The 20,444-nt window shown below is 73.1% G+C and carries 22 protein-coding genes, 1 tRNA gene, 2 pseudogenes and 2 riboswitches; of the genes and pseudogenes, 19 read left to right on the top strand and 6 right to left on the bottom strand.

Annotated elements, in window-relative coordinates:
* Positions 1 to 246, top strand: a pseudogene (locus AC1DWH_RS04880) (hypothetical protein); the annotation flags it as partial.
* A 63-nt stretch (positions 247 to 309) separates the two neighbouring features.
* Here the strand turns inward: AC1DWH_RS04880 and AC1DWH_RS04875 are convergent.
* From AC1DWH_RS04875 to AC1DWH_RS04860, 4 genes are all read right to left on the bottom strand, one after another.
* On the bottom strand, positions 310 to 1,950 hold the full coding sequence (locus tag AC1DWH_RS04875) for an ABC transporter substrate-binding protein (protein WP_477092713.1): 1,641 nt from the start codon (positions 1,948 to 1,950) through the stop codon (positions 310 to 312).
* Positions 1,951 to 2,014: 64 nt separating this feature from the next.
* Positions 2,015 to 3,646 carry a dipeptide ABC transporter ATP-binding protein gene (locus tag AC1DWH_RS04870; RefSeq protein ID WP_477092712.1) on the bottom strand — a complete coding sequence of 544 codons (1,632 nt, stop codon included), beginning with the start codon at positions 3,644 to 3,646 and terminating at the stop codon, positions 2,015 to 2,017.
* Positions 3,643 to 4,575 carry an ABC transporter permease gene (locus AC1DWH_RS04865; protein WP_477092711.1) on the bottom strand — a complete coding sequence of 311 codons (933 nt, stop codon included), beginning with the start codon at positions 4,573 to 4,575 and terminating at the stop codon, positions 3,643 to 3,645. The genes AC1DWH_RS04870 and AC1DWH_RS04865 overlap by 4 nt, the downstream gene beginning before the upstream one ends.
* A gap of 1 nt (position 4,576) precedes the next feature.
* A complete protein-coding gene (locus AC1DWH_RS04860; protein WP_477092710.1) occupies positions 4,577 to 5,575 on the bottom strand; it encodes an ABC transporter permease in 999 nt (332 codons plus the stop codon).
* 38 nt (positions 5,576 to 5,613) lie between these two features.
* A riboswitch (SAM riboswitch) is annotated at positions 5,614 to 5,723 on the bottom strand.
* A gap of 174 nt (positions 5,724 to 5,897) precedes the next feature.
* Positions 5,898 to 6,007, top strand: a riboswitch (SAM riboswitch).
* A 16-nt stretch (positions 6,008 to 6,023) separates the two neighbouring features.
* On the opposite strand from AC1DWH_RS04860, the gene AC1DWH_RS04855 reads away from it, so the two are divergent.
* Genes AC1DWH_RS04855 through nadD form a run of 10 tightly spaced genes read left to right on the top strand, consistent with a single transcriptional unit; the run spans position 6,024 to position 14,000 of the window.
* The gene (locus tag AC1DWH_RS04855; protein ID WP_477092709.1) at positions 6,024 to 6,842 is read left to right on the top strand and encodes a nitroreductase family protein; all 819 of its coding nucleotides are present in this window, start codon (positions 6,024 to 6,026) and stop codon (positions 6,840 to 6,842) included.
* Positions 6,839 to 7,324, top strand: coding sequence for a GNAT family N-acetyltransferase (locus AC1DWH_RS04850; protein ID WP_477092708.1), 486 nt, complete (start codon positions 6,839 to 6,841; stop codon positions 7,322 to 7,324). The genes AC1DWH_RS04855 and AC1DWH_RS04850 overlap by 4 nt, the downstream gene beginning before the upstream one ends.
* A gap of 28 nt (positions 7,325 to 7,352) precedes the next feature.
* Positions 7,353 to 7,766, top strand: coding sequence for a rhodanese-like domain-containing protein (locus AC1DWH_RS04845; protein WP_477092707.1), 414 nt, complete (start codon positions 7,353 to 7,355; stop codon positions 7,764 to 7,766).
* Positions 7,763 to 9,109 carry a M20 family metallopeptidase gene (locus tag AC1DWH_RS04840; protein WP_477092706.1) on the top strand — a complete coding sequence of 449 codons (1,347 nt, stop codon included), beginning with the start codon at positions 7,763 to 7,765 and terminating at the stop codon, positions 9,107 to 9,109. The genes AC1DWH_RS04845 and AC1DWH_RS04840 overlap by 4 nt, the downstream gene beginning before the upstream one ends.
* A complete protein-coding gene (locus AC1DWH_RS04835; protein ID WP_477092705.1) occupies positions 9,106 to 9,627 on the top strand; it encodes a GNAT family N-acetyltransferase in 522 nt (173 codons plus the stop codon). The genes AC1DWH_RS04840 and AC1DWH_RS04835 overlap by 4 nt, the downstream gene beginning before the upstream one ends.
* Positions 9,624 to 10,730: an LLM class flavin-dependent oxidoreductase gene (locus AC1DWH_RS04830; RefSeq protein ID WP_477092704.1), complete on the top strand. Its 1,107-nt coding sequence runs from the start codon at positions 9,624 to 9,626 to the stop codon at positions 10,728 to 10,730. The genes AC1DWH_RS04835 and AC1DWH_RS04830 overlap by 4 nt, the downstream gene beginning before the upstream one ends.
* A 1-nt stretch (position 10,731) precedes the next feature.
* A complete protein-coding gene (locus AC1DWH_RS04825; protein WP_477092703.1) occupies positions 10,732 to 11,853 on the top strand; it encodes an LLM class flavin-dependent oxidoreductase in 1,122 nt (373 codons plus the stop codon).
* Complete coding sequence (locus tag AC1DWH_RS04820) at positions 11,850 to 13,160, top strand: glutamate-5-semialdehyde dehydrogenase (protein WP_477092702.1); 1,311 nt, start codon at positions 11,850 to 11,852, stop codon at positions 13,158 to 13,160. Before AC1DWH_RS04825 ends, AC1DWH_RS04820 begins: the two co-directional genes overlap by 4 nt.
* A gap of 55 nt (positions 13,161 to 13,215) precedes the next feature.
* Positions 13,216 to 13,371: a hypothetical protein gene (locus AC1DWH_RS04815; RefSeq protein WP_456826655.1), complete on the top strand. Its 156-nt coding sequence runs from the start codon at positions 13,216 to 13,218 to the stop codon at positions 13,369 to 13,371.
* A 26-nt stretch (positions 13,372 to 13,397) separates the two neighbouring features.
* Positions 13,398 to 14,000: a nicotinate-nucleotide adenylyltransferase gene (gene nadD, locus AC1DWH_RS04810; protein ID WP_456845707.1), complete on the top strand. Its 603-nt coding sequence runs from the start codon at positions 13,398 to 13,400 to the stop codon at positions 13,998 to 14,000.
* 181 nt (positions 14,001 to 14,181) lie between these two features.
* Here the strand turns inward: nadD and AC1DWH_RS04805 are convergent, their stop codons facing one another.
* Positions 14,182 to 14,622 (bottom strand): hypothetical protein, encoded by a 441-nt coding sequence (locus AC1DWH_RS04805; RefSeq protein ID WP_477092701.1) that lies wholly within the window; start codon positions 14,620 to 14,622, stop codon positions 14,182 to 14,184.
* A gap of 403 nt (positions 14,623 to 15,025) precedes the next feature.
* Between AC1DWH_RS04805 and AC1DWH_RS04800 the strand changes: the two genes are divergently transcribed.
* From AC1DWH_RS04800 to AC1DWH_RS04775, 6 genes and pseudogenes are all read left to right on the top strand, one after another.
* The gene (locus AC1DWH_RS04800; protein WP_477092700.1) at positions 15,026 to 15,424 is read left to right on the top strand and encodes a hypothetical protein; all 399 of its coding nucleotides are present in this window, start codon (positions 15,026 to 15,028) and stop codon (positions 15,422 to 15,424) included.
* A 19-nt stretch (positions 15,425 to 15,443) separates the two neighbouring features.
* Positions 15,444 to 15,833, top strand: a complete 390-nt coding sequence (rsfS, locus tag AC1DWH_RS04795) for a ribosome silencing factor (protein WP_456847472.1) — start codon at positions 15,444 to 15,446, stop codon at positions 15,831 to 15,833.
* Complete coding sequence (locus tag AC1DWH_RS04790; RefSeq protein WP_477092699.1) at positions 15,830 to 16,528, top strand: histidine phosphatase family protein; 699 nt, start codon at positions 15,830 to 15,832, stop codon at positions 16,526 to 16,528. Before rsfS ends, AC1DWH_RS04790 begins: the two co-directional genes overlap by 4 nt.
* Before the next feature lie 71 nt (positions 16,529 to 16,599).
* Positions 16,600 to 16,672, top strand: a tRNA-Ala gene (locus AC1DWH_RS04785).
* Between the two features lie 160 nt (positions 16,673 to 16,832).
* Positions 16,833 to 16,982: pseudogene (locus AC1DWH_RS04780) on the top strand (helix-turn-helix transcriptional regulator); the annotation flags it as partial.
* A 294-nt stretch (positions 16,983 to 17,276) separates the two neighbouring features.
* Positions 17,277 to 17,774 carry an MGH1-like glycoside hydrolase domain-containing protein gene (locus AC1DWH_RS04775; RefSeq protein ID WP_477092734.1) on the top strand — a complete coding sequence of 166 codons (498 nt, stop codon included), beginning with the start codon at positions 17,277 to 17,279 and terminating at the stop codon, positions 17,772 to 17,774.
* A 156-nt stretch (positions 17,775 to 17,930) separates the two neighbouring features.
* Here AC1DWH_RS04775 and AC1DWH_RS04770 read toward each other — a convergent pair whose 3' ends face one another.
* A complete protein-coding gene (locus AC1DWH_RS04770; RefSeq protein ID WP_477092698.1) occupies positions 17,931 to 18,707 on the bottom strand; it encodes a FadR/GntR family transcriptional regulator in 777 nt (258 codons plus the stop codon).
* Positions 18,708 to 18,834: 127 nt separating this feature from the next.
* Here AC1DWH_RS04770 and AC1DWH_RS04765 point away from each other — a divergent pair, with 127 nt between their 5' ends.
* Positions 18,835 to 19,980, top strand: a complete 1,146-nt coding sequence (locus AC1DWH_RS04765; RefSeq protein WP_477092733.1) for a mandelate racemase/muconate lactonizing enzyme family protein — start codon at positions 18,835 to 18,837, stop codon at positions 19,978 to 19,980.
* Positions 19,865 to 20,266 (top strand): hypothetical protein, encoded by a 402-nt coding sequence (locus AC1DWH_RS04760; RefSeq protein ID WP_477092732.1) that lies wholly within the window; start codon positions 19,865 to 19,867, stop codon positions 20,264 to 20,266. Before AC1DWH_RS04765 ends, AC1DWH_RS04760 begins: the two co-directional genes overlap by 116 nt.
* The last annotated feature ends 178 nt before the right edge of the window (positions 20,267 to 20,444 follow it).

Below are 20,444 nucleotides of genomic sequence, written 5' to 3'. Positions count from 1 at the left end.
GTCGAGGACTTCGCCGAGCACGGGTCGCTCCTAGTGGGCACCGCCGAGCAGGTCACCGAGAAGCTGCTGCGGTTCCGCGAGCTGTTCGGCAACGAGGTCCTGGGCATCGGCGTCGACAGCTTCCTGCTCAGCGACCCGGCCGCCGCACGGGGCCACCTGGAGCACTTCTTCGCCGAGGTCGCGCCCGTGCTGCGGGCCGAGGTGCCGTCCCGTCCGTGGGGCGCACTGGAGGCCGTGCCGGTCTGACCTGCGGCGGAGACGACGAAGGGGGCGGCCCGCGTGATGCGGACCGCCCCCTTCGTCGTGCCGTCAGCTGCCGAGCCAGGCCTGCGTCAGCTGGTCGAGGCGGGAGTCCGCCCCGAGCTCGACCGCGTGCACCTCGGTGCCCAGACCGAGGAACGTGGTGAGCTCGTGCACCGGGATGACGTGGTGCTGGGTGACCAGGCGCTCCTGGGCGTCCGCGAGGACGGCGTCGCGCTCGGTCGGGTCGCTGATGGTCAGCTGCTTCTGCAGCAGCGCCTCCAGGTCGGGGTCGGCCAGCTTGTAGAAGTTGGTCGCCGCCGTGGAGTACTGCGTCCGCAGCACGTCACCGTCGGCCCGGCTCAGGTTGCCCCAGACCAGGTCGAACGAGCCCTCCTTGAGCTTCGCCTGGAAGTCCGGCACGGCGCCGCTCCACAGCGTGGCGTCGATGCCGTTGGCCTTGAGCTCCTGCTGGATGAGCTCGACCGACGTCTGGTTGGGGGAGAAGTTGGTGATCCACACCAGCACGGGGGCCAGGCGCGTGCCGCCCTTGGCGTAGATGCCGTCGGACCCCTTGGCCCAGCCGTCGTCCTCGAGCACGCTCGCGGCCTTCTTCGGGTCGGTGACCAGGTCCTTGCTCAGGTCCGCGACACCGGGGGTGGTGCTGGCCAGCGGGCCCTCGGCGACGGCGAACCCGTCGTTGAGCGCCGTGTCGCGGACCTCGGTCGGGTTCACGGTCAGGGCGATCGCCTCACGGACGACCGGGTCGGACCCCAGGGCGCCGGCTTCGTTGAACGTCAGGCCGAAGGTGATGCCGGGGTTGGCCCGGTGCACGACGCCGAAGCCCGACGACTCGAGCGTCTCGATGTCGGTCGGCTGGACGCCGCCGATCACGTCGACCTGCTCCGAGGTCAGCGCGCCGGTGCGCACGCCCGCCTCGGGGATCACCTGGAACGTCACGCTGTTCAGGTGCGCCTTGCCCGTGTTCTCGCGGCCGTCCGGTCCCCACGCGTAGTCGTCGCGGGCCGTGAGCACCGTCTCGGTGTCCTTGGTGTAGTGGTCCAGCGTGAAGGGGCCGGTGCCGACGATGCCCGTGCCGCTCGCGCGGTCGTCGAACGGGATGGCGAGCGTCGAGTCGGCGAGGAAGCCGAGCGCGACGGTCGTGGTGGCCTGCGGGAACGCCGAGTTCGGGGCCTTGAAGGCGACGGTGACGTGGGTCGGGTCGACGACGGTCGTCCCGACGTAGCCGAGGAAGCTGGCCGCGGCGGAGCTCTTGGCGCCGGCGGCGACCGTGTCGTCGAAGTTCTTCTTCACCGAGTCGGCGTCGAAGGGCGTCCCGTCGGAGAACGTGACGTCGTCGCGCAGCGTGAACGTGAACTGTGTCGAGTCGGCGTTGGCCTCCCACGCCGTGGCGAGCCACGGCTTCAGCGAGCCGTCGGCCGGGTCCTGCCAGAGCAGCGAGTCGACCAGCTGGCGCGTGACGTACAGCGTGTCGTTGCCCGAGCCGATGCCGGCGGGGTTGATCGAGATGGGGTCGTTGCCGATGGCGAACGTCAGGTCGCCGCCGTCGACTGCCTCGGCGGTCGCGGTCGTCGAGGCGTCGGCACCGGGCTGGTCCGAGCCCGAGGAGCAGGCGGCGAGCAGGAGGGCGGTGGTGGCGAGGCCGGCGAGGAAGCCGGCATGACGGCGCGAAGGTCGTCGGACAGACATGGGTGATGCTCCTTGCTGAGGGGTGGGGGTGACGGGGTGCGGGCTCAGTCACGTCGACACGAGGTCACGACGCACCCCCTTCGCCCGTGCGCACACGCGCACCGGGGATCGCGGAGAGCAGCTCGGCCGTGTACGGGTCCTGTGGCCGGGCGAACACGGCCTCGACCTCGCCCTGCTCGACCACGCGGCCGTGCTGCAGGACGGCGACCTCGTGGGCCACCTGCCGCACCACCGCGAGGTCGTGCGAGATGAACAGGTAGCTGAGGTCGAGCTCGGTCTGCAGGTCCGCGAGCAGGTCGAGGATCTGCGCCTGGACGGAGACGTCGAGCGCGGAGACGGGTTCGTCGAGCACCACGAGCTCGGGGTGCAGGGCCAGTGCGCGCGCGATGGCGACGCGCTGGCGCTGGCCGCCGGACAGCTCCGCGGGTCGACGCTGCAGCACCGTCCGGGGCAGCGCGACGAGGTCGAGCAGCTCCGCGGACCGGGCGGCCCGCTCCGCGCGGGACCCGACCCCGAAGGCCTGCAGGGGTTCCGTGATGATCCGCTGGACCGAGTACCGCGGGTCGAGCGACGCATACGGGTTCTGGTAGACCACCTGCATCCGGCGGCGCAGGAGCCGCAGGGCCGCGCCGCGGGTGTGCGTGACGTCCGCGCCGTCCACCAGGACCGAGCCGGAGGTCGGGTCGGCCAGGCGCAGCGCGAGCCGGGCGGTCGTGGACTTGCCCGAGCCGGACTCGCCGACCAGGGCGAGGGTGCGGCCGCGGGGCAGCACGAACGAGACATCGTCGACGGCCCGCAGCGTCCCGCCGCCCGCGGACCGCGGCAGCGCGAAGTCCTTGGACAGGTGCCGGACCTCGAGCGCGGGGACTGCGGTCGGCGGGACGGGCGCGGCGATCGTGCGGGCGCCCCGCAGGCTGGGGGCCGCGGCGAGCAGGGCGCGCGTGTACGGGTCCGACGGCGAGCCGAGCACCTGGTCGGGCGTGCCTTGCTCGACCACCCGCCCCTGCGACATCACGACGATCCGGTCGGCGCGGTCGGCGGCCACCCCGAGGTCGTGCGTGATGAGCAGCACGCCCGTCCCGGTACCCGTCGTCAGCTGCTCGAGGTGGTCCAGGATCTGGCGCTGCACCGTCACGTCGAGCGCGCTCGTCGGCTCGTCGGCCACCAGCAGGCGCGGCTGCGCCGCGAGCGCGATGGCGATGAGCACGCGCTGCCGCATGCCGCCGGACAGCTCGTGCGGGTACTGGCGGGCCCGGACCTCCGGGTTGCTCAGCCCGGCGCGGTCCAGCGCCTCGACCGCCTCGATCATCGCGTTCTTGCGGTCCGCCAGGCCGTGGATGCGCAGCACCTCGGCCACCTGCTCGCCCACGCGGGTCACGGGGTTGAGCGAGACGGTCGGGTCCTGAGGGACCAGGCCTACGAGCAGGCCGCGCACGGAGCGGAGCTCGCGCTGCGTGGCGCGGGCCATGTCGTGGCCCAGCAGGTCGATGCTGCCGTGGTCGATGACGGCGGCGGGGGCGAGCAGCCGGACGACGGCCGCGGCGGTGGTCGACTTGCCCGAGCCGGACTCGCCCACGACTGCGACGGTCTCGCCGGCGTCGACGTGCAGCGAGACGTCCCGGACGGCGCGGACCGTGCCGCGGCGGGCCTTGTAGGCGACGGCGAGGTCGGTGACGGTGAGCAGGCGCTCGCTCATGCGGCACCCCCGTCGGGACGGTCGAGGGACCGCGAGATGCGGCCGGCGGCCAGCACGCTCACGGCGATGGTCAGGCCGGGCAGCGTGGTCAGCCACCAGGACGTCCGCAGGTAGTCGCGGCCGCCGGACACGAGCGCGCCCCACTCGGGCGCCGGGGGCGGCGCGCCGTAGCCGAGGAAGCTCAGCGCGGAGACCGCCAGGATCGCGGCGCCCAGCTGCAGGGCCGCCAGGACGACCACCGGGCCGGCGGCGTTGGGCAGCACGTGGCGGAACAGGACGGACCACCAGCGGCTGCCGCCGGCGTGCGCGGCCTCGACGTACACGGACGAGCGGACGCGCAGGACCTCGGAGCGCATGATCCGCGCCACCGTGGCGACGCTGGCCAGGCCGACGGCGATCGCGACCTTGACCGTGCCGAAGCCGAGCGCCGTGATGAGGGCGAGCGAGAGGAGCAGCGCCGGGATGGACAGGAGCACGTCCACCGCGCGCATGACGACGTCGTCGAACACCCCGCCGACGAAGCCCGCCAGCAGCCCGACGAGGGCCCCGACCAGCAGGCCGACGCCGACGGCGACGAGGGCCGCCTCCAGGGTCAGGTGCGTGCCGTGAACCACGCGCGTGTAGAGGTCGCGACCGAGCTGGTCGGTGCCGAACCAGTGCGCACCCGACGGGGGTTGCAGCTTGTCCGCCGGCACGCCGGTCAGCGGGTCACCCGGCGCGAGCAGCTGGGGGACGAACGCGGCGAGCAGGACCAGGGCGATCCAGACGAGGGCGAGCAGCAGGCCGGGCCGGCGGGCGAGCTCGCCCACCCAGGCGAGCGGGCCGGGGGTCGCGGCGTCCTGCCGGTCGCGGATCGCGTCGGCCAGGCGGTCCGGGGCGGTGGCGGCGAAGTCGTCGACCGCGACCTTCTCGTTCAGGAGGTCCGTCATGTCACACCCCCGCCGTGACGGGCCGACGGACCTGCGCCGCCTCGGTCGACACCGGCGCCTTGACGGGCCGGCTGCGCCGGACGATCCGTGGGTCGAGCAGCGGGTACAGCAGGTCGACCGCGAGGTTGACCAGCACGAACACGGCGGCGGCGAAGAGCACGATGCCCTGCACCACGGGGATGTCCTGCGCGCTGACCGAGGTGGCCGTCAGCCGGCCGATGCCGGCGCGCGAGAACACGGTCTCGGTGACCACCGCGCCGGCGAGCAGCTCGCCGATCACCAGGCCGATGACCGTGAGGGCGGGCAGCGAGGCGTTGCGCAGCGCGTGCCGGAAGTGGACGCGTGCCGGACTCGCGCCCTTGGCGCGCGCGGTGTCGACGTAGGGCTGGGCGAGGCTGTGCCGCAGCGAGCGCGAGAGCATCTGGGCGATGAGCGCAGCGGTGGGCACCGCGAGCGTCACGGCCGGCAGCACGATCGACGCGAACCCCTTGTTCCCCACAGCCGGGAAGATCGGGTTCGCGAACGAGAACCACTGCACGAGCATGAGGCCGAACCAGAACGACGGGATGGCCACGCCGAGCGGGGGCAGGCCCAGCAGCGCGTTGGACAGACCCCGGCCGCGTGCCAGCGTCGCGACGACGGCCAGCCCGCCGCCCAGCAGCAGCGCCAGCACGAACGCCGCGCCCGCGATGGCGGCTGTGGGCGGGATCGCCTCGGCGATCAGGCCGAGCACCGGACGGTGCAGGACGACGGACGTGCCGAGGTTGCCGCGCAGCAGGGCGCCCAGCTGCGTCACGTACTGCACGGGCAAGGGCTGGTCGAGCCCGTACTGGGCCCGCAGCGCGTCGAGCTGCTCCGGCGTCACGTCGTTGGACTCGCTGCCGTACATGAGCGAGACCGGGTCGCCCGGCAGCGCGTAGAGCACGACGAACGTGACCGTGTAGGCGGCCCAGAGCACCAGGACTGCCTGGCCGAGGCGGGTGCCGATGTAGCGGGACATGTGAGCGGTCGTCCTCGATCTGCCGGACGGGTCCGGCGGGTCTGTGCTTGCACGGCGGGTGCCGTGCCGGGTCGTCACCTGGAGCACCCCGTCACACCTGAAGGGTTGCTGCCCGACCAACCAGGGTTTGTCGTCGGGGCTCGAGACCGGCGCGAAGGTAGGCACGCGGTCGGCGGTCGTCAACGATCCGCCGGGCCTTCTCATCAGGTGGACAGACGTCTCACGCACGGTTCGAGCGGCCCCTGCCGCGAGCCGTACCGGGATGTGAGAACCCCGTCCCGATCGTTGACATCGCCGGGTGCGCGGTCGACCCTCCGGCGCAGGTCACGAGCTCCGCCGTCTGGCTCGGCAGGCGGAGCAGCAACCCTCGGTGACGTGGGGTGCTCCCGAGCAAGACCCGGCCCGCCGGATCGCGGAGGGCAAACGTCCGACACCCCAGGGAACCGTCTTGTCCGTCGATCTCCTCCCGTCCTCCGTCGCTGCGCGCTACGGCGGCGCCGCGCCCACCGACCTCGCGACCTCCGACGTCATCGAGCTCCAGCTGGCCCACCGGTCTGTGCGCCGCTACCTGCCGGACGACGTCACGGATGCCGAGCTCGCCGCCGTCGTCGCCGCGGCGCAGTCCGCCGCCACCAGCTCGAACCTGCAGCTGTGGAGCGTGGTCGCAGTCCGCGACGACGCGCGCCGCGCCGCCCTGTCCGCGCTCGCGGGCGACCAGGCCCACATCGCGCAGGCCCCGCTGCTTCTCGTCTGGCTGGTCGACCTCGGGCGCGCGCACGCCATCGCGGCCGCGCACGAGGCGCCGACCGAGGGCGCGGCCTACCTCGAGACCGCGGTCGTCGGGTTCGTCGACGCCGCGCTGGCCGCGCAGAACGCGGTGCTCGCCGCGGAGTCGCTGGGCCTGGGCACCGTGTACATCGGTGCGCTGCGCAACCGTCCGGAGCAGGTCGCCGAGTTGCTTCACCTACCGCAGCACGTGTTTGCCGCGTTCGGGCTCGTGGTCGGGCGGCCGGACCTCAGTGAGAACACCCGCGTCAAGCCCCGCCTGCCGCAGTCGGCCGTGCTGCACCACGAGACGTACGACGACGCCGAGCACGCCGACGCGGTCGCCGCCTACGAGGGCCTGATCGGCGACTTCTACGCCGAGGAGGGACTGTCCCACTCGTGGGTCGAGAGGGTGCTCGCCCGGCTCTCCGGTCCGGCCGCGCTCAACGGCCGCGACCAGCTGCGGTCGGCCCTCGAGGCGCAGGGGTTCGGGCTGCGATGACCACCACCACCTCCACCGGGGAGGTCACGCTGGCCGTCGTCCCGTGGACGCACCCGCACGCCGGTCGCCTGCGCGACCAGATGGACGCCGAGCTGGCTCCGCGCTACGCCGACCTCCTCGCGCAGCGCGGTCCGCGCGTGCCCGTCGATCCCGCCTCGATCCTGGTGACCTACGTGGCCTACGACGGGGACCGTCCCGTCGGCACCGCCTCCCTACGCCTGGTCGACGGCGAGCACGAGGTCAAGCGTGTCTTCGTCGCCGCCACCCACCGCCGGCTCGGCCTGGCCGCCCGGCTCCTCGACGCGGTCGGGCGCTTCGCGGCCGACGCGGGCGTGCGCACGATCGTCCTGCAGACGGGGGTCCGGCAGCCGGACGCGGTCGCGCTGTACCTGCGCGAGGGCTGGCGCGCTGTCGAGCCCTTCGGCGACTACGTGGGCGACCGGCTGAGCCTGTGCTTCGCCAAGGACCTGCTCGAGGCCTGACCCGAACCCCCTCACGAAGGAGAGCACCATGACCGACACCACCACCCGCCCCGGCGCCCCGGCGGAGCACCTGAGCCTCGAGGAGGCCGCGGCCCTCGCGCCCGCGGTCAGCCCGACCGAGGCCGCCGAGCGCGTGGCCGAGGGCGCGTTCCTGCTCGACGTGCGCAGCGAGGCCGGCCGGTCCCGCACGGGCTCGATCCCGGGGGCCACGATCGGCGACCGGTACGCGATCGACCAGGAGTTCGACCTGACCGCGGCCACCCGCCACGCGCCGATCGTGTCGCTGGACACGCCGATCGTCGTCGTCTGCGGCTCGGTGCGCGGGTCGGGGCCGGTCGCGGCCGAGCTGCGGGCCAAGGGTTTCACCAACGTCGTGCACGTCGAGGGCGGCTTCCCCGCGTGGAAGGACGCCGGGCTGCCGGCCGGGGCGCCCGTCGGATGACCAGCCCGTCCACCGCCTTCCTCGACGAGCTCCGGGCGCTGACCGAGCGTCGTCGGGCGTCGTTCGTGCCGCTGACGTCGCCGTTCGCGGGTGCCGACGAGCCCTCGCGTGCCTTGGTCCGGGCGGCGGCCAAGGCGGGCGAGACCGACGTGCTCGACGTCGCGCACGCGATCCACTCCCACCCGGAGGAGGCGTTCCGCGAGGTCCGCTCGGTCGCGGCGGTCGCGGACCTGCTCGCCCGGCACGGCGTGCCCGCCACGATGGGGTCGCACGGGCTGTCGACGTCGCTACGCGCCGGCCTGACCGGCCACGGCCCCGACGACGGCGCCCCGCGCGAGGACGCCGGCCCGACGGTCGCGATCCTCGCCGAGTACGACGCCCTGCCGGGCGTCGGCCACGCGTGCGGCCACCACCTCATCGCGGGGGCCGCGACGGGGGCGTTCCTGGCGCTGCGGCAGGCCGTCGCGGACGGGCTCGAGCTGCCCGGCCGGGTGCTCCTGCTGGGTACGCCGGCGGAGGAGGGCAGCTCGGGCAAGGAGATCCTGGCGCGCAACGGGTTCTTCGCCGGCGTCGACGCGGCGATCATGGTCCACCCGTTCGGGTTCGACGTGGTCGACCACCCGTTCCTCGGTCGTCGGCAGCTGCGCGTGACCTATCACGGGGTCGCGGCCCACGCGTCGGCCAGCCCGTTCATGGGTCGCAACGCGCTGGACGCCGTCGCGCTGAACTATCAGGCCGTGGCGATGCTGCGCCAGCACATCCCGCCGAGCGACCGCGTGCACGGCGTGGTGCTGGAGGGCGGGACCCGGCCGAGCGTCGTGCCCGAGCGGGCGACCGTGGAGTACTACGTGCGGTCGGCCAGCCCGGCCACGCTCAAGGACCTCTCCGAGCGCCTCGCCGGCATCGCCCAGGGGGCCGCGTTGGCCACCGGCACGACGGCCGAGCTGGTGTGGGACGCCGCCCCGTTCACGCTGCCCGTGCGCACCAACTCGCCGCTGGCGGAGCGTTGGGCCGTGCACCAGGCGGGTCAGGGCCGCACGGTCCTGGCCGGCGGTGTGGTGCCCGAGATCCTCGCGGCGTCCACCGACTTCGGGAACGTGAGCGTCCGCCTGCCGGGCATCCACCCGATGATCGCGGTCAGCGACCCGGACATCGCCCTGCACACCCGCGAGTTCGCCGAGGTGGCCGGCGGCCCGCGCGGCGACGCGGCCGCGATCGACGGTGCCGTCGGGCTCGCGCTCACGGCGCTGGACTACCTGGCCGACCCGGCGCTGCGCGCAGCGGTCCGGCAGGACTTCGACGACGCCGGAGGCGTCCTGGACGTGGAGGGGTACTTCTCGTGAGCATCGAGGTGCGGATCCGCCTCGTGCGGCCCGACGAGTACGAGCGCGTCGCGCAGCTGTCCGTCGACGCGTACGGCCACGACTACGACCTGCCCGACGACTACCGCGCCTCCCTGGCCGACGTGGCCACCCGCGCGCGCGAGCACGAGGTGTGGGTGGCCGAGGACCTGGCGACGGGGGAGCTGCTCGGCACGGTCGCCACCCCGCGGCCCGGCGAGCACATCTCGGAGCTGGGACGCGACGGCGAGCTCGACTTCCGCCTGCTCGCGGTCGACCCCGCGGCCCGCCGACGGGGGATCGGGGTGCTGCTCACCGAGCACGTCATCGCGCTCGCCCGGCAGCGGGACCTCGACCGCGTCGTCATGAACTCCGGGCCGCAGATGCTCGGGGCGCACGCCCTGTACTACCGGCTCGGCTTCGTCCGCCTCACCGAGCGGGAGACCCGCGTGGTGCACGGCGGCACCCTGCTGGCCTTCGGCTACGACACGTCCGCACTGACACAAGGAGCACGCTCGTGAAGTTCCAGGTCCTCGACATCGTCCCCCACGGCCCGCACCCTGTGACCGGCGAGCTGCTCGACCCGTCCACCCGGCTGGAGCGCGTCGTCGAGACCGCCGTCCTGGCCGAGGAGCTCGGGCTCGACGCGTTCGCCGTGGGGGAGCGGCACGCGGGCGACTTCCTGTCCTCGTCGCCGACCGTGCTGCTGGGCGCGCTCGCGCAGGCCACCGACCGGATCCTGCTGAGCACCGGCGTGACCGTGCTGAGCCTGCTGGACCCGGTCCGGGTGGCCGAGGACTACGCGACGATCGACCTGCTCTCGCGCGGCCGGCTCGAGATCGTCATCGGCAAGGGCAACGAGGACAAGCACTTCCCGCTCTTCGGCCTCGACCTGGCGCACCAGTACGACTACCTCGAGGAGAACTACGAGCTCCTGCGGCTGCTGCTGAGCCAGGAGGACGTCGACTGGGAGGGCCGGTTCCACGCGCCGCTCACGGACGTCACCACGTTGCCCCGGCCGTACGACGGCCCGTTCCGGATCTGGCACGGCTCGGCGACCAGCACTATCTCGGTGGACCTCGCGGCGAAGCACGGCGACCCGATCGTCTCGGCCAATGCGCTGCAGCCGCGCGAGAACTACAAGGTGCTGATCGACCGCTACCGCGAGCAGCTCGACGTGAACGGGTTCGACCCCTCGGTCGGCTACGTGGGATCCGGCTCGGGCGGGCTGTTCCTCGCCGACACCACCGAGCAGGCCACCGAGGAGTACCGCGCGGTCTACGAGGGCTTCGCCGCCCGGATGGCCGCCAAGCACGTCGGCGAGACGCGGCCCGGCAAGGTGTCGTCGTTCACGCACATCGAGGACGCGGTCGAGCGCGGCCCGGCCCTCGTCGGCTCCCCGGAGCGCGTCGCGGAGAAGATCCTCGACTACCACCGCTCCTACGGCCACGACCTGCAGTCCGTCTCGCTCAACCCGGTGCTGCCGTACGAGCAGCAGCAGGACGTGCTGCGCCGGTTCGCCGAGGAGGTCGTCCCGCTGGTCCGGGCCGAGGTGTCGACCACGCTGTGGGGACCGCAGGACGCCGGCCGGGCGCGTGGCCTCGACCGGCTCGTGGCGGTCTGACGTGCCGGTCGAGTTCCTCGGTGCCGGGTACGGCAACCCGTCGACCGAGACCACGCCGCTCGTCGGCCCCGTCTGGGACCCCGGCTACACGCGGGAGATCGTGCAGGCCCACGAGCAGCACGGCTGGGACCACGTGCTGTTCCCGTACGCCTCCGACGGGCCGGACCCGGCGCAGGCGGCGGCCTGGGCCGCGGCGCACACGGACCGGATCCGGCTGCGGGTCGCGCACCGCCCGAACGTCTCGGCGCCCACGTTCGCCGCCAAGTCGTTCGCGACGCTCGACAGGGCATCCGGCGGTCGCGTCACGGTGCATCTGATCGCCGGCGGCCTGACCAGCGACCAGCGGGCCGAGGGCGACGACCTCGACAAGGACGCCCGCTACGACCGCCTCGGGGAGTACGCGGACGTGCTGCTGCGCTCGTGGACCTCGGCCGAGCCGTTCAGCCACGTCGGTCCGTACTACCGGACGGAGGAGTTCCTCCTGCGTGCACGCTCGGCGCGGCGCCCGGGCCTGAGCGCCGGCGGCGCGTCGCGACGGGCGCTCGAGGTGGGTGCCCGGGTGGCCGACGTGTTCGCGTTCTTCGGCGAACCGCTCGCGGCGACGGCCGACCAGGTGGCCCTGCTGGGCGCGCTCGCGGCCGAGGTCGGGCGGCCGACCCCGCGGCTGCAGATCGCGTTCCGCCCGATCGTCGCGGCCACCGACGACGAGGCCTGGGCCAAGGCGCACGCGATCCGCGCCCGCATCGACGAGCTCGCGGCACCGCGGCCCGTCCGGACGCTGACGGAGGCGGCGCGGGAGCCGGGCAGGCTCCCCGAGAACACCGCGAACCTGCGGCTGGCCGAGCTGGCGGCGTCGGGGGAGCGGCACGACCGCGCGCTCTGGACGCCCACCGTCGCGGGAGCTGGTGGGCTGCCGACGAGCGCGACCGCGCTGGTCGGCTCGTACGAGACCGTGGCCGCCGCGCTGCTGGACTACGTCGACCTCGGGTTCGAGATCTTCGGGCTGCGCGGCTACGACCTCGTCGCCGACGCGATCGAGTTCGGCGACCACGTGATCCCGCTCGTCCGCCAAGGCGTCGCGCAGCGTGAGCGTGCGAGGTCCGGGACTACCCTGGTCCGATGACCACCTCGCTCGACCAGCCGGTGCAGGACGCGCTCGAGGCGCCGGACGTCGTCGCGCAGGTCCGCGCGGTCGCGGAGCGCGCCAAGGTCGCGTCCCGCACGCTCGCGACGGCCACCCGCGCCACCAAGGACGCGGCGCTGCGCGCCATGGCCGACGCCCTCGTCGCGGCCACCCCCGAGATCGTCGCGGCCAACGCGGTGGACCTCGCGCGCGGCCGTGCGAACGGCACGTCGGCCGGCCTGCTGGACCGCCTCGCGCTGACGCCGGACCGCATCGTGGCCATCGCCGACGCCCTGCGCGAGCTGGCCGCCCTGCCCGACCCGGTCGGGGAGGTCGTCCGCGGGTCCACGCTGCCCAACGGCCTGCGCATGCGCCAGGTGCGGGTGCCGATGGGCGTCGTCGGCATGATCTACGAGGCACGCCCGAACGTGACCGTCGACGCCGCCGGGCTCGCGCTCAAGAGCGGCAACGCCGTCATCCTGCGCGGCGGCTCGGCGGCCGCATCGAGCAATGAAGTCATCGTCGAGGTCCTGTCGCAGGCGCTCGTCTCGCAGCGGCTGCCCGGCGCCCTGGTCCAGTCGATCGACGCGTGGGGACGCGAGGGTGCCGTGGCGCTCATGCACGCCCGTGGCCTGGTCGACGTGCTGGTGCCCCGCGGGGGAGCGGACCTCATCCGCACGGTGGTGCGCGAGTCGACGGTGCCGGTGGTCGAGACCGGCGTCGGAAACGTGCACATCTACGTCGACGAGACCGCGGACCTGGCCGTCGCCATCCCGATCCTGCTGAACTCCAAGACCCAGCGGGTCGGGGTCTGCAACGCCGCCGAGACGCTGCTGGTGCACCAGGCGGTCGCCGACGAGTTCCTGCCGGTCGCCATCGCGATGCTGGCCGACGAGGGCGTGACGGTGCACGGCGACGAGACCACGCTCGCGCTCGCCCCGGAGGAGGCCGACTGCGTGCCGGCCACCGACGTGGACTGGGCCACCGAGTACCTCTCGCTCGACATCGCCGTCCGCGTGGTCGACTCCCTGGACGAGGCGCTCGACCACATCCGCGAGTGGAGCTCGGGTCACACCGAGGCGATCATCACGCGGGACCTGGCGTCGTCGGAGCGGTTCGTCGCCGAGGTCGACTCCGCTGCGGTCATGGTGAACGCCTCGACGCGGTTCACCGACGGCGGCCAGCTGGGCCTCGGCGCCGAGATCGGCATCTCCACGCAGAAGCTGCACGCCCGCGGCCCGATGGGGCTGGGCGAGCTGACGACGACGAAGTGGATCGTGCACGGAGACGGGCACGTCCGACCCTGATGGCACAGCCCACCGTGCGACACTGGTCGCTCCCGCCCACCCCTGGAGGAATGACGTGCACGCTGCCCTGATCGCCGCCGCTGCCGAGGGCGCCGAGCACGCCCGCGAGCTGCCGTTCCCGCCGATCGTGTTCGGTGTCGGCGCGTTCGTCGGACTCACGGCGATGCTGCTCATCACCTACGCGTTCCGCAGCGTGGGGACGCGCCACTGACCGAGGCAGCGGGAGGGACCGGGCCGATGACGGAGCCGCGCAGACTTCGGCTCGGCGTGATGGGTGGGACGTTCGACCCCGTCCACCACGGTCACCTGGTCGCCGCCAGCGAGGTCGCCGCACGGTTCGACCTCGACGAGGTCGTCTTCGTCCCGACGGGTCAGCCGACGTTCAAGCTGGACCAGGACGTCACGCTCGCCGAGCACCGCTATCTGATGACCGTCATCGCGACGGCGTCGAACCCGCGGTTCACGGTGAGCCGCGTGGATGTGGACCGATCCGGTGTGACGTACACCGTGGATACCCTCCGCGACCTCAAGACGGCCCGTCCGGACGCCGAACTGTTCTTCATCACAGGCGCGGACGCCATCACGCAGATCCTGACGTGGAAGGATGCGGACGAGCTCTTCTCGATGGCGCAGTTCGTGGCGGTCACCCGCCCCGGGCACACGCTGTCGGTCGACGGGCTCCCGGGCGATCGTGTCCACGTCCTGGAGGTCCCCGCCCTGGCGATCTCCTCGACCGACGTCCGCGCGCGGGAACGTGCCGGACAGCCGGTGTGGTACCTCGTCCCTGACGGGGTCGTCCAGTACATCGCCAAGCACAGGTTGTATCGAGGTCAGTCATGAGTGAACCGGGAGAGCGGCGCCGTCGCCGCGAGCTCCATCGCAATCCCGAGACGGGTGACGTCGCGGGTGCCGTACCCGACGCCGCGCCCGCGGCTGCGCCGGCGACCCCGGTCCCCGCCTCGACGCCCTCTCCCGGTCCCTCGGGGACCGGCGCTCCCGTCTCCCGCCGGGCCATGCGCGGTCAGGGCGGTGCCGACGAGACGCCGGCCCACGGCACCGTCGCGAGCCCGTCGCCCACGCCGGTCCAGCCGGCGACCCCGACCAGTGCCTCGGCCGACGCCGCGAGCCGGTCGCGCCGCTCGATCCGTGACACGTCGCTCGACCCCACCAGCGCCCGCCCCGCGCCCTCCGGCGCGCCGGCCGCGGGCACGCCGATCTGGTCGGCACCGGCCCCGGCGCCCGTGCGCCAGCCGTCGGCCCCCACGGCACCCGCTGCGCCCCCGCCGGTGCCCCCGGCGACGTCCCGCCCCGCAGCGACCGCACCCGCGACGTCGCGCCCGTCGCCGACGCCCCAGCCGGCCTCGGCAGCCCCCGCCCAGTGGGGCCAGCGCGGCGCCGCACCCGAGACGTCCCCGGCCGCCGGCTCCGGCTGGGCGCCGACCCCCGCCGCGGGTCGTCCCACCGCCGGACCGCAGACGGGGTCGCCGACCCCGGCACCGCAGCCCACGGCAGCGCCGCAGCCCGGCGCACCCGCCCCCCGCCGCGACGGACCCAGCTGGGCGTCGTCCGGCCCTGCCGCCGCCGGTGCCGCGGCAGCGACGTGGGGATCGCAGCCGAGCGCCGCGCCGCCCGCACCCCGGCCGCAGCCCGGCTCGCCCGCTCCGGCGGCCCAGCCCGGGTCCTGGCAGCAGGGGACCCCGCCGACCCCCACCGGTCAACCCGCGCCGTGGCAGCCGACGCCCGCCGCGGCGCCCGCTCCGGCGGCGCAGCCCGGCGCCTGGCAGCCCACGCCGGCCACCTCGCGGTCCTCCAGCGCGCCGGCGACCAGCCGCCCGGCCCAGCCGACCGGTCAGCCGGGCTGGTCCGTGGCACCCGCAGCACCCGCGGCGTCCTCGCCGGACGCGGCACCCGCAGCGTGGTCGCCCACCGGGCTGTCCGCCGGCACCGTCCCCGCCCCGCGGGCTGGCGGCGCGCCCGCCGCTGCAGCCTTCACGCCTCCGCCCGGCGGGTTCCCGGACCCGATCCCGGCCGGCGCCGCGCACGACGAGGACGACGACTTCGACGACGATGACGACGACGAGCGCCCTCGTCACCCGTACACGTGGCTGCACCTCATCGTGCTCGCGCTCGTCGCGTTCGTGCTCGGCTTCCTCATCGTCCTGCTGCTCAGTCGAGGGCAGGACACCCCGGGGACCAGCGCCGCGGCGTCCGTCGCCGCCTCCACCGTGCACGTCCCGACCGGCCTCCGGGCCGGACCTGCCTGACCCCGAACCGAGGAGAACCGTGGCTGCGACCGAACGAGCGATCGAGCTGGCCGTGGCGGCCGCCCGCGCCGCTTCCGACATCAAGGCCGAGGAGATCATCGCCCTCGACGTCAGCGAGCAGCTCGTCCTGACCGACGTCTTCCTCATCGCCTCCGGCAGCAACGAGCGCCAGGTCGGCGCCATCGTCGACGCCGTCGAGGAGGCCCTGTTCAAGCTCGGTGCCAAGCCGATCCGTCGCGAGGGCAAGGGCGCGGGCCGCTGGGTGCTGGTCGACTTCGGCGACGTCGTCGTGCACGTCCAGCACGCGGAGGACCGCGTGTACTACGCCCTCGAGCGGCTGTGGAAGGACTGCCCTGTGATCGATCTCCCCGCCGACGCGCGGGGGACCGACCAGGGCGCGGACGCGTGACGGCGGGGCGTCTGCTCCTCGTCCGGCACGGCCGGACGGCCTACAACTCGCAGGCGCGCCTGCAGGGCCAGGTCGACATCCCCCTCGACGACGTCGGCCGCTGGCAGGCCCGCACGGCCGCCGCGCGCCTGCTGACGCGCCACGAGCCGACCGTCATCGTCACCTCCGACCTGAGCCGCGCGCACGAGACCGCGAGCTTCCTCGGGCGTGCCGCCGGGCTCGACCTCGTCGTCGACGCCCGCCTGCGTGAGCGCGCGTTCGGTCTCTGGGAGGGGCTCACGGGCGACGACCTGCGGCGCGACTGGCCCCAGGAGTTCGCCGTGTGGCGCGCGGGTGGCCAGCCCGAGGGTGTCGGCGCCGAGACGCGTGCGCAGGTAGCGGCGCGTGTCCGGGAGGGGATCCTGGAGCACGCCGCGGCACTCGGGCAGGACGACACGCTCGTGGTCGTCTCGCACGGCTCCGCCATCAGCTGCGCCGTCGGCGACCTGCTCGGCATGCCCACCGACTGGCACGGCTTCGCCGGCATGCTCAACGTCCACTGGACCGAGCTCGTCGCCACCCGCGGCGACTTCGCCCCCGCCTGGCGGATGGTCGGCTACAACCTCGGGCCCACCGACGCGTCGAGCGACTGGAACGCCGGACCGGACACGACCCACGACTCGGACGCCGACTCCGAGACGCGGGACCCCGATTAGCGTTTGGGGCCGCGTTCGTTCTAAACTCTCCGAGCGCCTACGGGCGTGAGTGGTCCCCCTCGGGGGGCTGCGGGGCTGTGGCGCAGCTGGTAGCGCACCTGCATGGCATGCAGGGGGTCAGGGGTTCGAATCCCCTCAGCTCCACCGAAAGTGCTGGTCAGAGGCCACGCCGGGATCCTGAACACGGGAGCCTGACGTGGCCACTGGCCACTTAAGAGACACTTATCGGTCGCGGCTCGGCCCGTCACACGGGTCTCTCGGACCTCCTGCCGCGTCTTGGGACCGTCCCCGCATACCTGGTGGCATGGACACCAACCTTGCGGTGTCGGCCACCGAGCCGGCGATGACCCTGTCCGAGCTCGCCGCCTACCTGTCGGTGAGCAACCAGGCGCTCTACGACCTGCGCTCCCAGGGGCGGGGACCGCGCGGCTTCCGAGTCGGACGCCAGCTGCGGTTCCGGATGAAATCGGCACCGGCCGCGTCGAGTGGTTCCTGCGGCGTGAGGCCGACATCTGCGAGGTCCTACTCGGCACGTCGATGCGCCCCGGCGAAGTGCTCGCACTACGACCGTGCGACATCACCGACACGCCTCAGGGGATGGTCGCCCATCTGCGGGGCACGGTCGTGCGGCGGCAGGGGACGCGTGACTTCCGGCAGGACCAGGCCAAGACTGACGCCTCACACCGCAGCATCGCCGTACCGGACTTCGCTGCCCAAGTACTCCGGCGTCGGAACGCGGAGATGGCCGGTGATCTGGTCCGCGACGGTCGCTCCCGGGGGCCCGACCACCCGCGAGCTCGCCGATCGGTGGCAATCCGCGCACGACACCGTCCTGGAGGCGCTCCCGAGCGATGTGTGGAACGGCAAGGAGCTCGTCGCGGTCGGGGCATTGCCGGGACGACCGAGCACCGCATCCAGCCTGCTCAACCTCCTGCCAATCGTTCTCGGCCAGCGGTTGCCCGCCGACGTCCGCGACGCGCTGGCCTCCCGCCTCGAGGGTCACCTGTCAGAGTTCGGCTCGGTGACCGAAGGGGTCGACTCTCCGCACGACGAGGACGATGGCTACCGGCGCGGCCCGATCTGGGCGCCGTCGACGGCGCTCATCGACAGTGGCCTGCGCGCCTCGGGGTATTCCGAACTCCCGGATTCGGTCTGCGCTCGCTTCCGCGCTCTGTGCATGCGTCGGGATTCGCAGAGCTTCGACGCACGCACCGGGGCGGGCCTCCGAGATCGCGCGTACACGTGAGCCGCCTCGGTCTACCTGACTCCTGCCGCGGACGCCGCGGACGCCTCGGGCGTTGAGCGTGGGTGCCGCGCCAACGTCGTCGCCCGGCGAACCGTGTCGTAACCCTGGCCACCCGAGATCCCGGATCCATCTCCGTCGACGTGATCCCCGAGGCGCTTACATGCGACGCGACTTGGTGCCCGAGTGGTCAGGCAGGCGGCGGCGTTGCCAGGCGTCGATGATGTGCGAGTACATCGCGTGCTCAGCGGCCTCGGTGGTGCGGGCCTCGATCGTCGCGAACACGGCTTCGTGCTCGCGCAGCGTCCGCTCGTGGAACGACGGCGGTGTCATGCCGTGGTACCGCGCGCTGTCGCGCGCGCGCTCGAACAGGGACCGGGCGATGCTCTCGGCGAGGCGGTTGCCGGAGATCTCCATGACGATGTCGTGGAAGCGCACGTCGGACGCGCCGAACGCGCTGGGGTCGTCGAGCGACGCGCGCATGGACTCCAGGGCCTGTCGCAGCGTCTCGAGCTCCTCCGACGAGCGGACGCGGGCGGTGTCGGCGGCCATGGCGGCCTCGAGGCGGGCGCGGACGTCGCTGAGCTCGTCGAGGACTCCGAGCGTCTCGTCGTGCGCGATGAGAGCCGTCAGGACGACGCGATCCATCATGTTCCACGACCGGGTCGGCTGCACCGTGGTCCCGCGACCCTGACCGACCGACACCAGCCCCTTCTCCTCCAGTCGCTTGACCGACTCGCGCAGCACCGTCCGGCTGACCCCGAACTGCTTGGCGAGCGGGACCTCCGGCGGCAGCGTGTCGCCGGGCGCGAGCTGCCCCGTGACGATCACGTTGACCAGCGCCTCCACGACCGCCACGCCCAGGCGTTGCGCAGGCATCCGATCCTGGATGGACGGGATGCGCGGGCCCTCTGCGGTCGGGTCAGGAACGGTCATGGCGGGAGTATATGCGGATGTACCTACTGTGCAGACGTGTGATGTATGTTCTTTTCGTGGCGGCACTGCGGCCGACCGCGCCCCGAAGAGGACATGTGAGCGAATGAGAATCACCGCGTACCGGACTGTGACGACACTCCAGGACTGGGGGCGCCCCGTCGGCGATGTCAACGGCTTCTTCCGGGACGGCATCACCGAGGTGCCAATCGTCGTCCTCGAGACGGACGAGGGCCTCGAGGGGATCGGCGTCGGGTCGCACGCGGACATCGACCGCGTCTTTCCTGCGATCGAGGGCGAGGACCCGCGCGCGGTCGTCGCGCTGTACGACCGCATGCTGGCCCGTGTCTTCAAGGGCGGACACGTCGGGGCGACGTTCGGCGGCATCGGCGCACTGGACATGGCGCTCTGGGACTTGAAGGCGAAGATCGCCGACGAGCCCCTATGGCGCACTCTCGGGGCACGCGACCGGTTCGTGCCCGCGTATGCCTCGGCGCTGGAGATCGCGATCCCCGACGACGAGCTCGACGACCTGTACGGCGAGTGGGTGGCGCGCGGGTTCACGAGCGTCAAGGTGAAGGGCGGCCTGAACCTGGACAGCGACCTTGTCAGGTTGGCGCGCGTGCGTGACATCTTCTCGGCCAACACGCCCCGACCGGGCATCATGCTGGATGCCAACGAGTCCTGGAACCGCAAGCAGGCGATCCGATACATCCACGCCGTCGAGGAGAAGGTCGACCTGTCCTGGGTCGAGGAGCCGTTGCGGCGGTGGGACGCCGACGGCATGGCAGTGGTCAGTCGCGCTGTACGCGCGGGGGTCGCCACCGGCGAAAACCTCACCGGTCTGGAGCAGTTCAAGCCGCTTCTGGACGCTGGGGCCGTCGACATCGTCCAGGTCGGCAGCATGTGGGGGATCACGCACTTCCTGCGCGTCGCGGCAGTCGCGCACAGCCGCGACCTGCCCATCAGTCCTGTCGGGTCGACGGCGAACCCCGTCTTCCATGCCGCCGCGGCCGTTCCGAACCACCTCTCGGCAGAGTTGCAGGACCTTGGAGCCCCGCTCGGCATGACGGTGGACTATGAGATCGCCGATGGTGGCATCGTGCTCGGGGACAAGCCCGGTCACGGCACGACGATCGATGAGACGCGGATCGCCCGGGCTGTGCCGCTGGACGGGTGGGCCCAGACGGACGGGCCGCACGTCCGCCCCGACCGCGCCGGCCTGCGACTCGTGCCAGAGTCGCGATCGGACGACCCTCGTCAGAGCGGTCGATAGGCGTCGTTGGCTCTCTCACGGCCACTGGCTCGTCCCGTTCGTCGTCGCGGACGACGAACGGTGTGCGACCCGTCTGGCCGAGGCGCTCGTGACGGGCGGCCTTCCGGTCGCCGAGTTGACACGTCGCGCACCGGCCGCGCTCGCCCTCCCGCGGACCGTGTCCCGGCACGGCGGCCTCCTCATCGGTGCCGGAACCGTGCTGGACGCCGCCCAGGTCGATGAGCCGGCCGATTCTCGGTGTCGCATGGGCCGGACCTGGCCTGGTTTCCGCACACCGGCCCGATGACCGTCAAGCAGCGTGAGGGGTTGGACATCCTCGACCGGGTGGGAGGCGGTGACTCGTTCGCGACCGGGTAGGTGGCGGAAAGCTGCCTAGGTGTGCTCCGCCCTGGACATGGGAGATTGTCGCGAGCCGAGATCGTGCGGCGCCGCCGATGACGCTCCTGCTCAGCGCACCGACGATG

Source organism: Cellulomonas sp. P2_F12 (assembly GCF_056403775.1).
The sequence above is the reverse complement of the archived record's forward strand: the minus strand, read 5'-3'. Positions and strand labels throughout refer to the sequence as shown.

What these genes read in the sequence shown, in the direction of transcription:
- AC1DWH_RS04875 (WP_477092713.1), bottom strand. Translation starts at nt 1,950, where the DNA reads ATGTCTGTCCGACGACCTTCGCGCCGTCATGCCGGCTTCCTCGCCGGC.
- AC1DWH_RS04870 (WP_477092712.1), bottom strand. Translation starts at nt 3,646, where the DNA reads ATGAGCGAGCGCCTGCTCACCGTCACCGACCTCGCCGTCGCCTACAAG.
- AC1DWH_RS04865 (WP_477092711.1), bottom strand. Translation starts at nt 4,575, where the DNA reads ATGACGGACCTCCTGAACGAGAAGGTCGCGGTCGACGACTTCGCCGCC.
- AC1DWH_RS04860 (WP_477092710.1), bottom strand. Translation starts at nt 5,575, where the DNA reads ATGTCCCGCTACATCGGCACCCGCCTCGGCCAGGCAGTCCTGGTGCTC.
- AC1DWH_RS04850 (WP_477092708.1), top strand. Translation starts at nt 6,839, where the DNA reads ATGACCACCACCACCTCCACCGGGGAGGTCACGCTGGCCGTCGTCCCG.
- AC1DWH_RS04845 (WP_477092707.1), top strand. Translation starts at nt 7,353, where the DNA reads ATGACCGACACCACCACCCGCCCCGGCGCCCCGGCGGAGCACCTGAGC.
- AC1DWH_RS04840 (WP_477092706.1), top strand. Translation starts at nt 7,763, where the DNA reads ATGACCAGCCCGTCCACCGCCTTCCTCGACGAGCTCCGGGCGCTGACC.
- AC1DWH_RS04820 (WP_477092702.1), top strand. Translation starts at nt 11,850, where the DNA reads ATGACCACCTCGCTCGACCAGCCGGTGCAGGACGCGCTCGAGGCGCCG.
- nadD (WP_456845707.1), top strand. Translation starts at nt 13,398, where the DNA reads ATGACGGAGCCGCGCAGACTTCGGCTCGGCGTGATGGGTGGGACGTTC.
- AC1DWH_RS04770 (WP_477092698.1), bottom strand. Translation starts at nt 18,707, where the DNA reads ATGACCGTTCCTGACCCGACCGCAGAGGGCCCGCGCATCCCGTCCATC.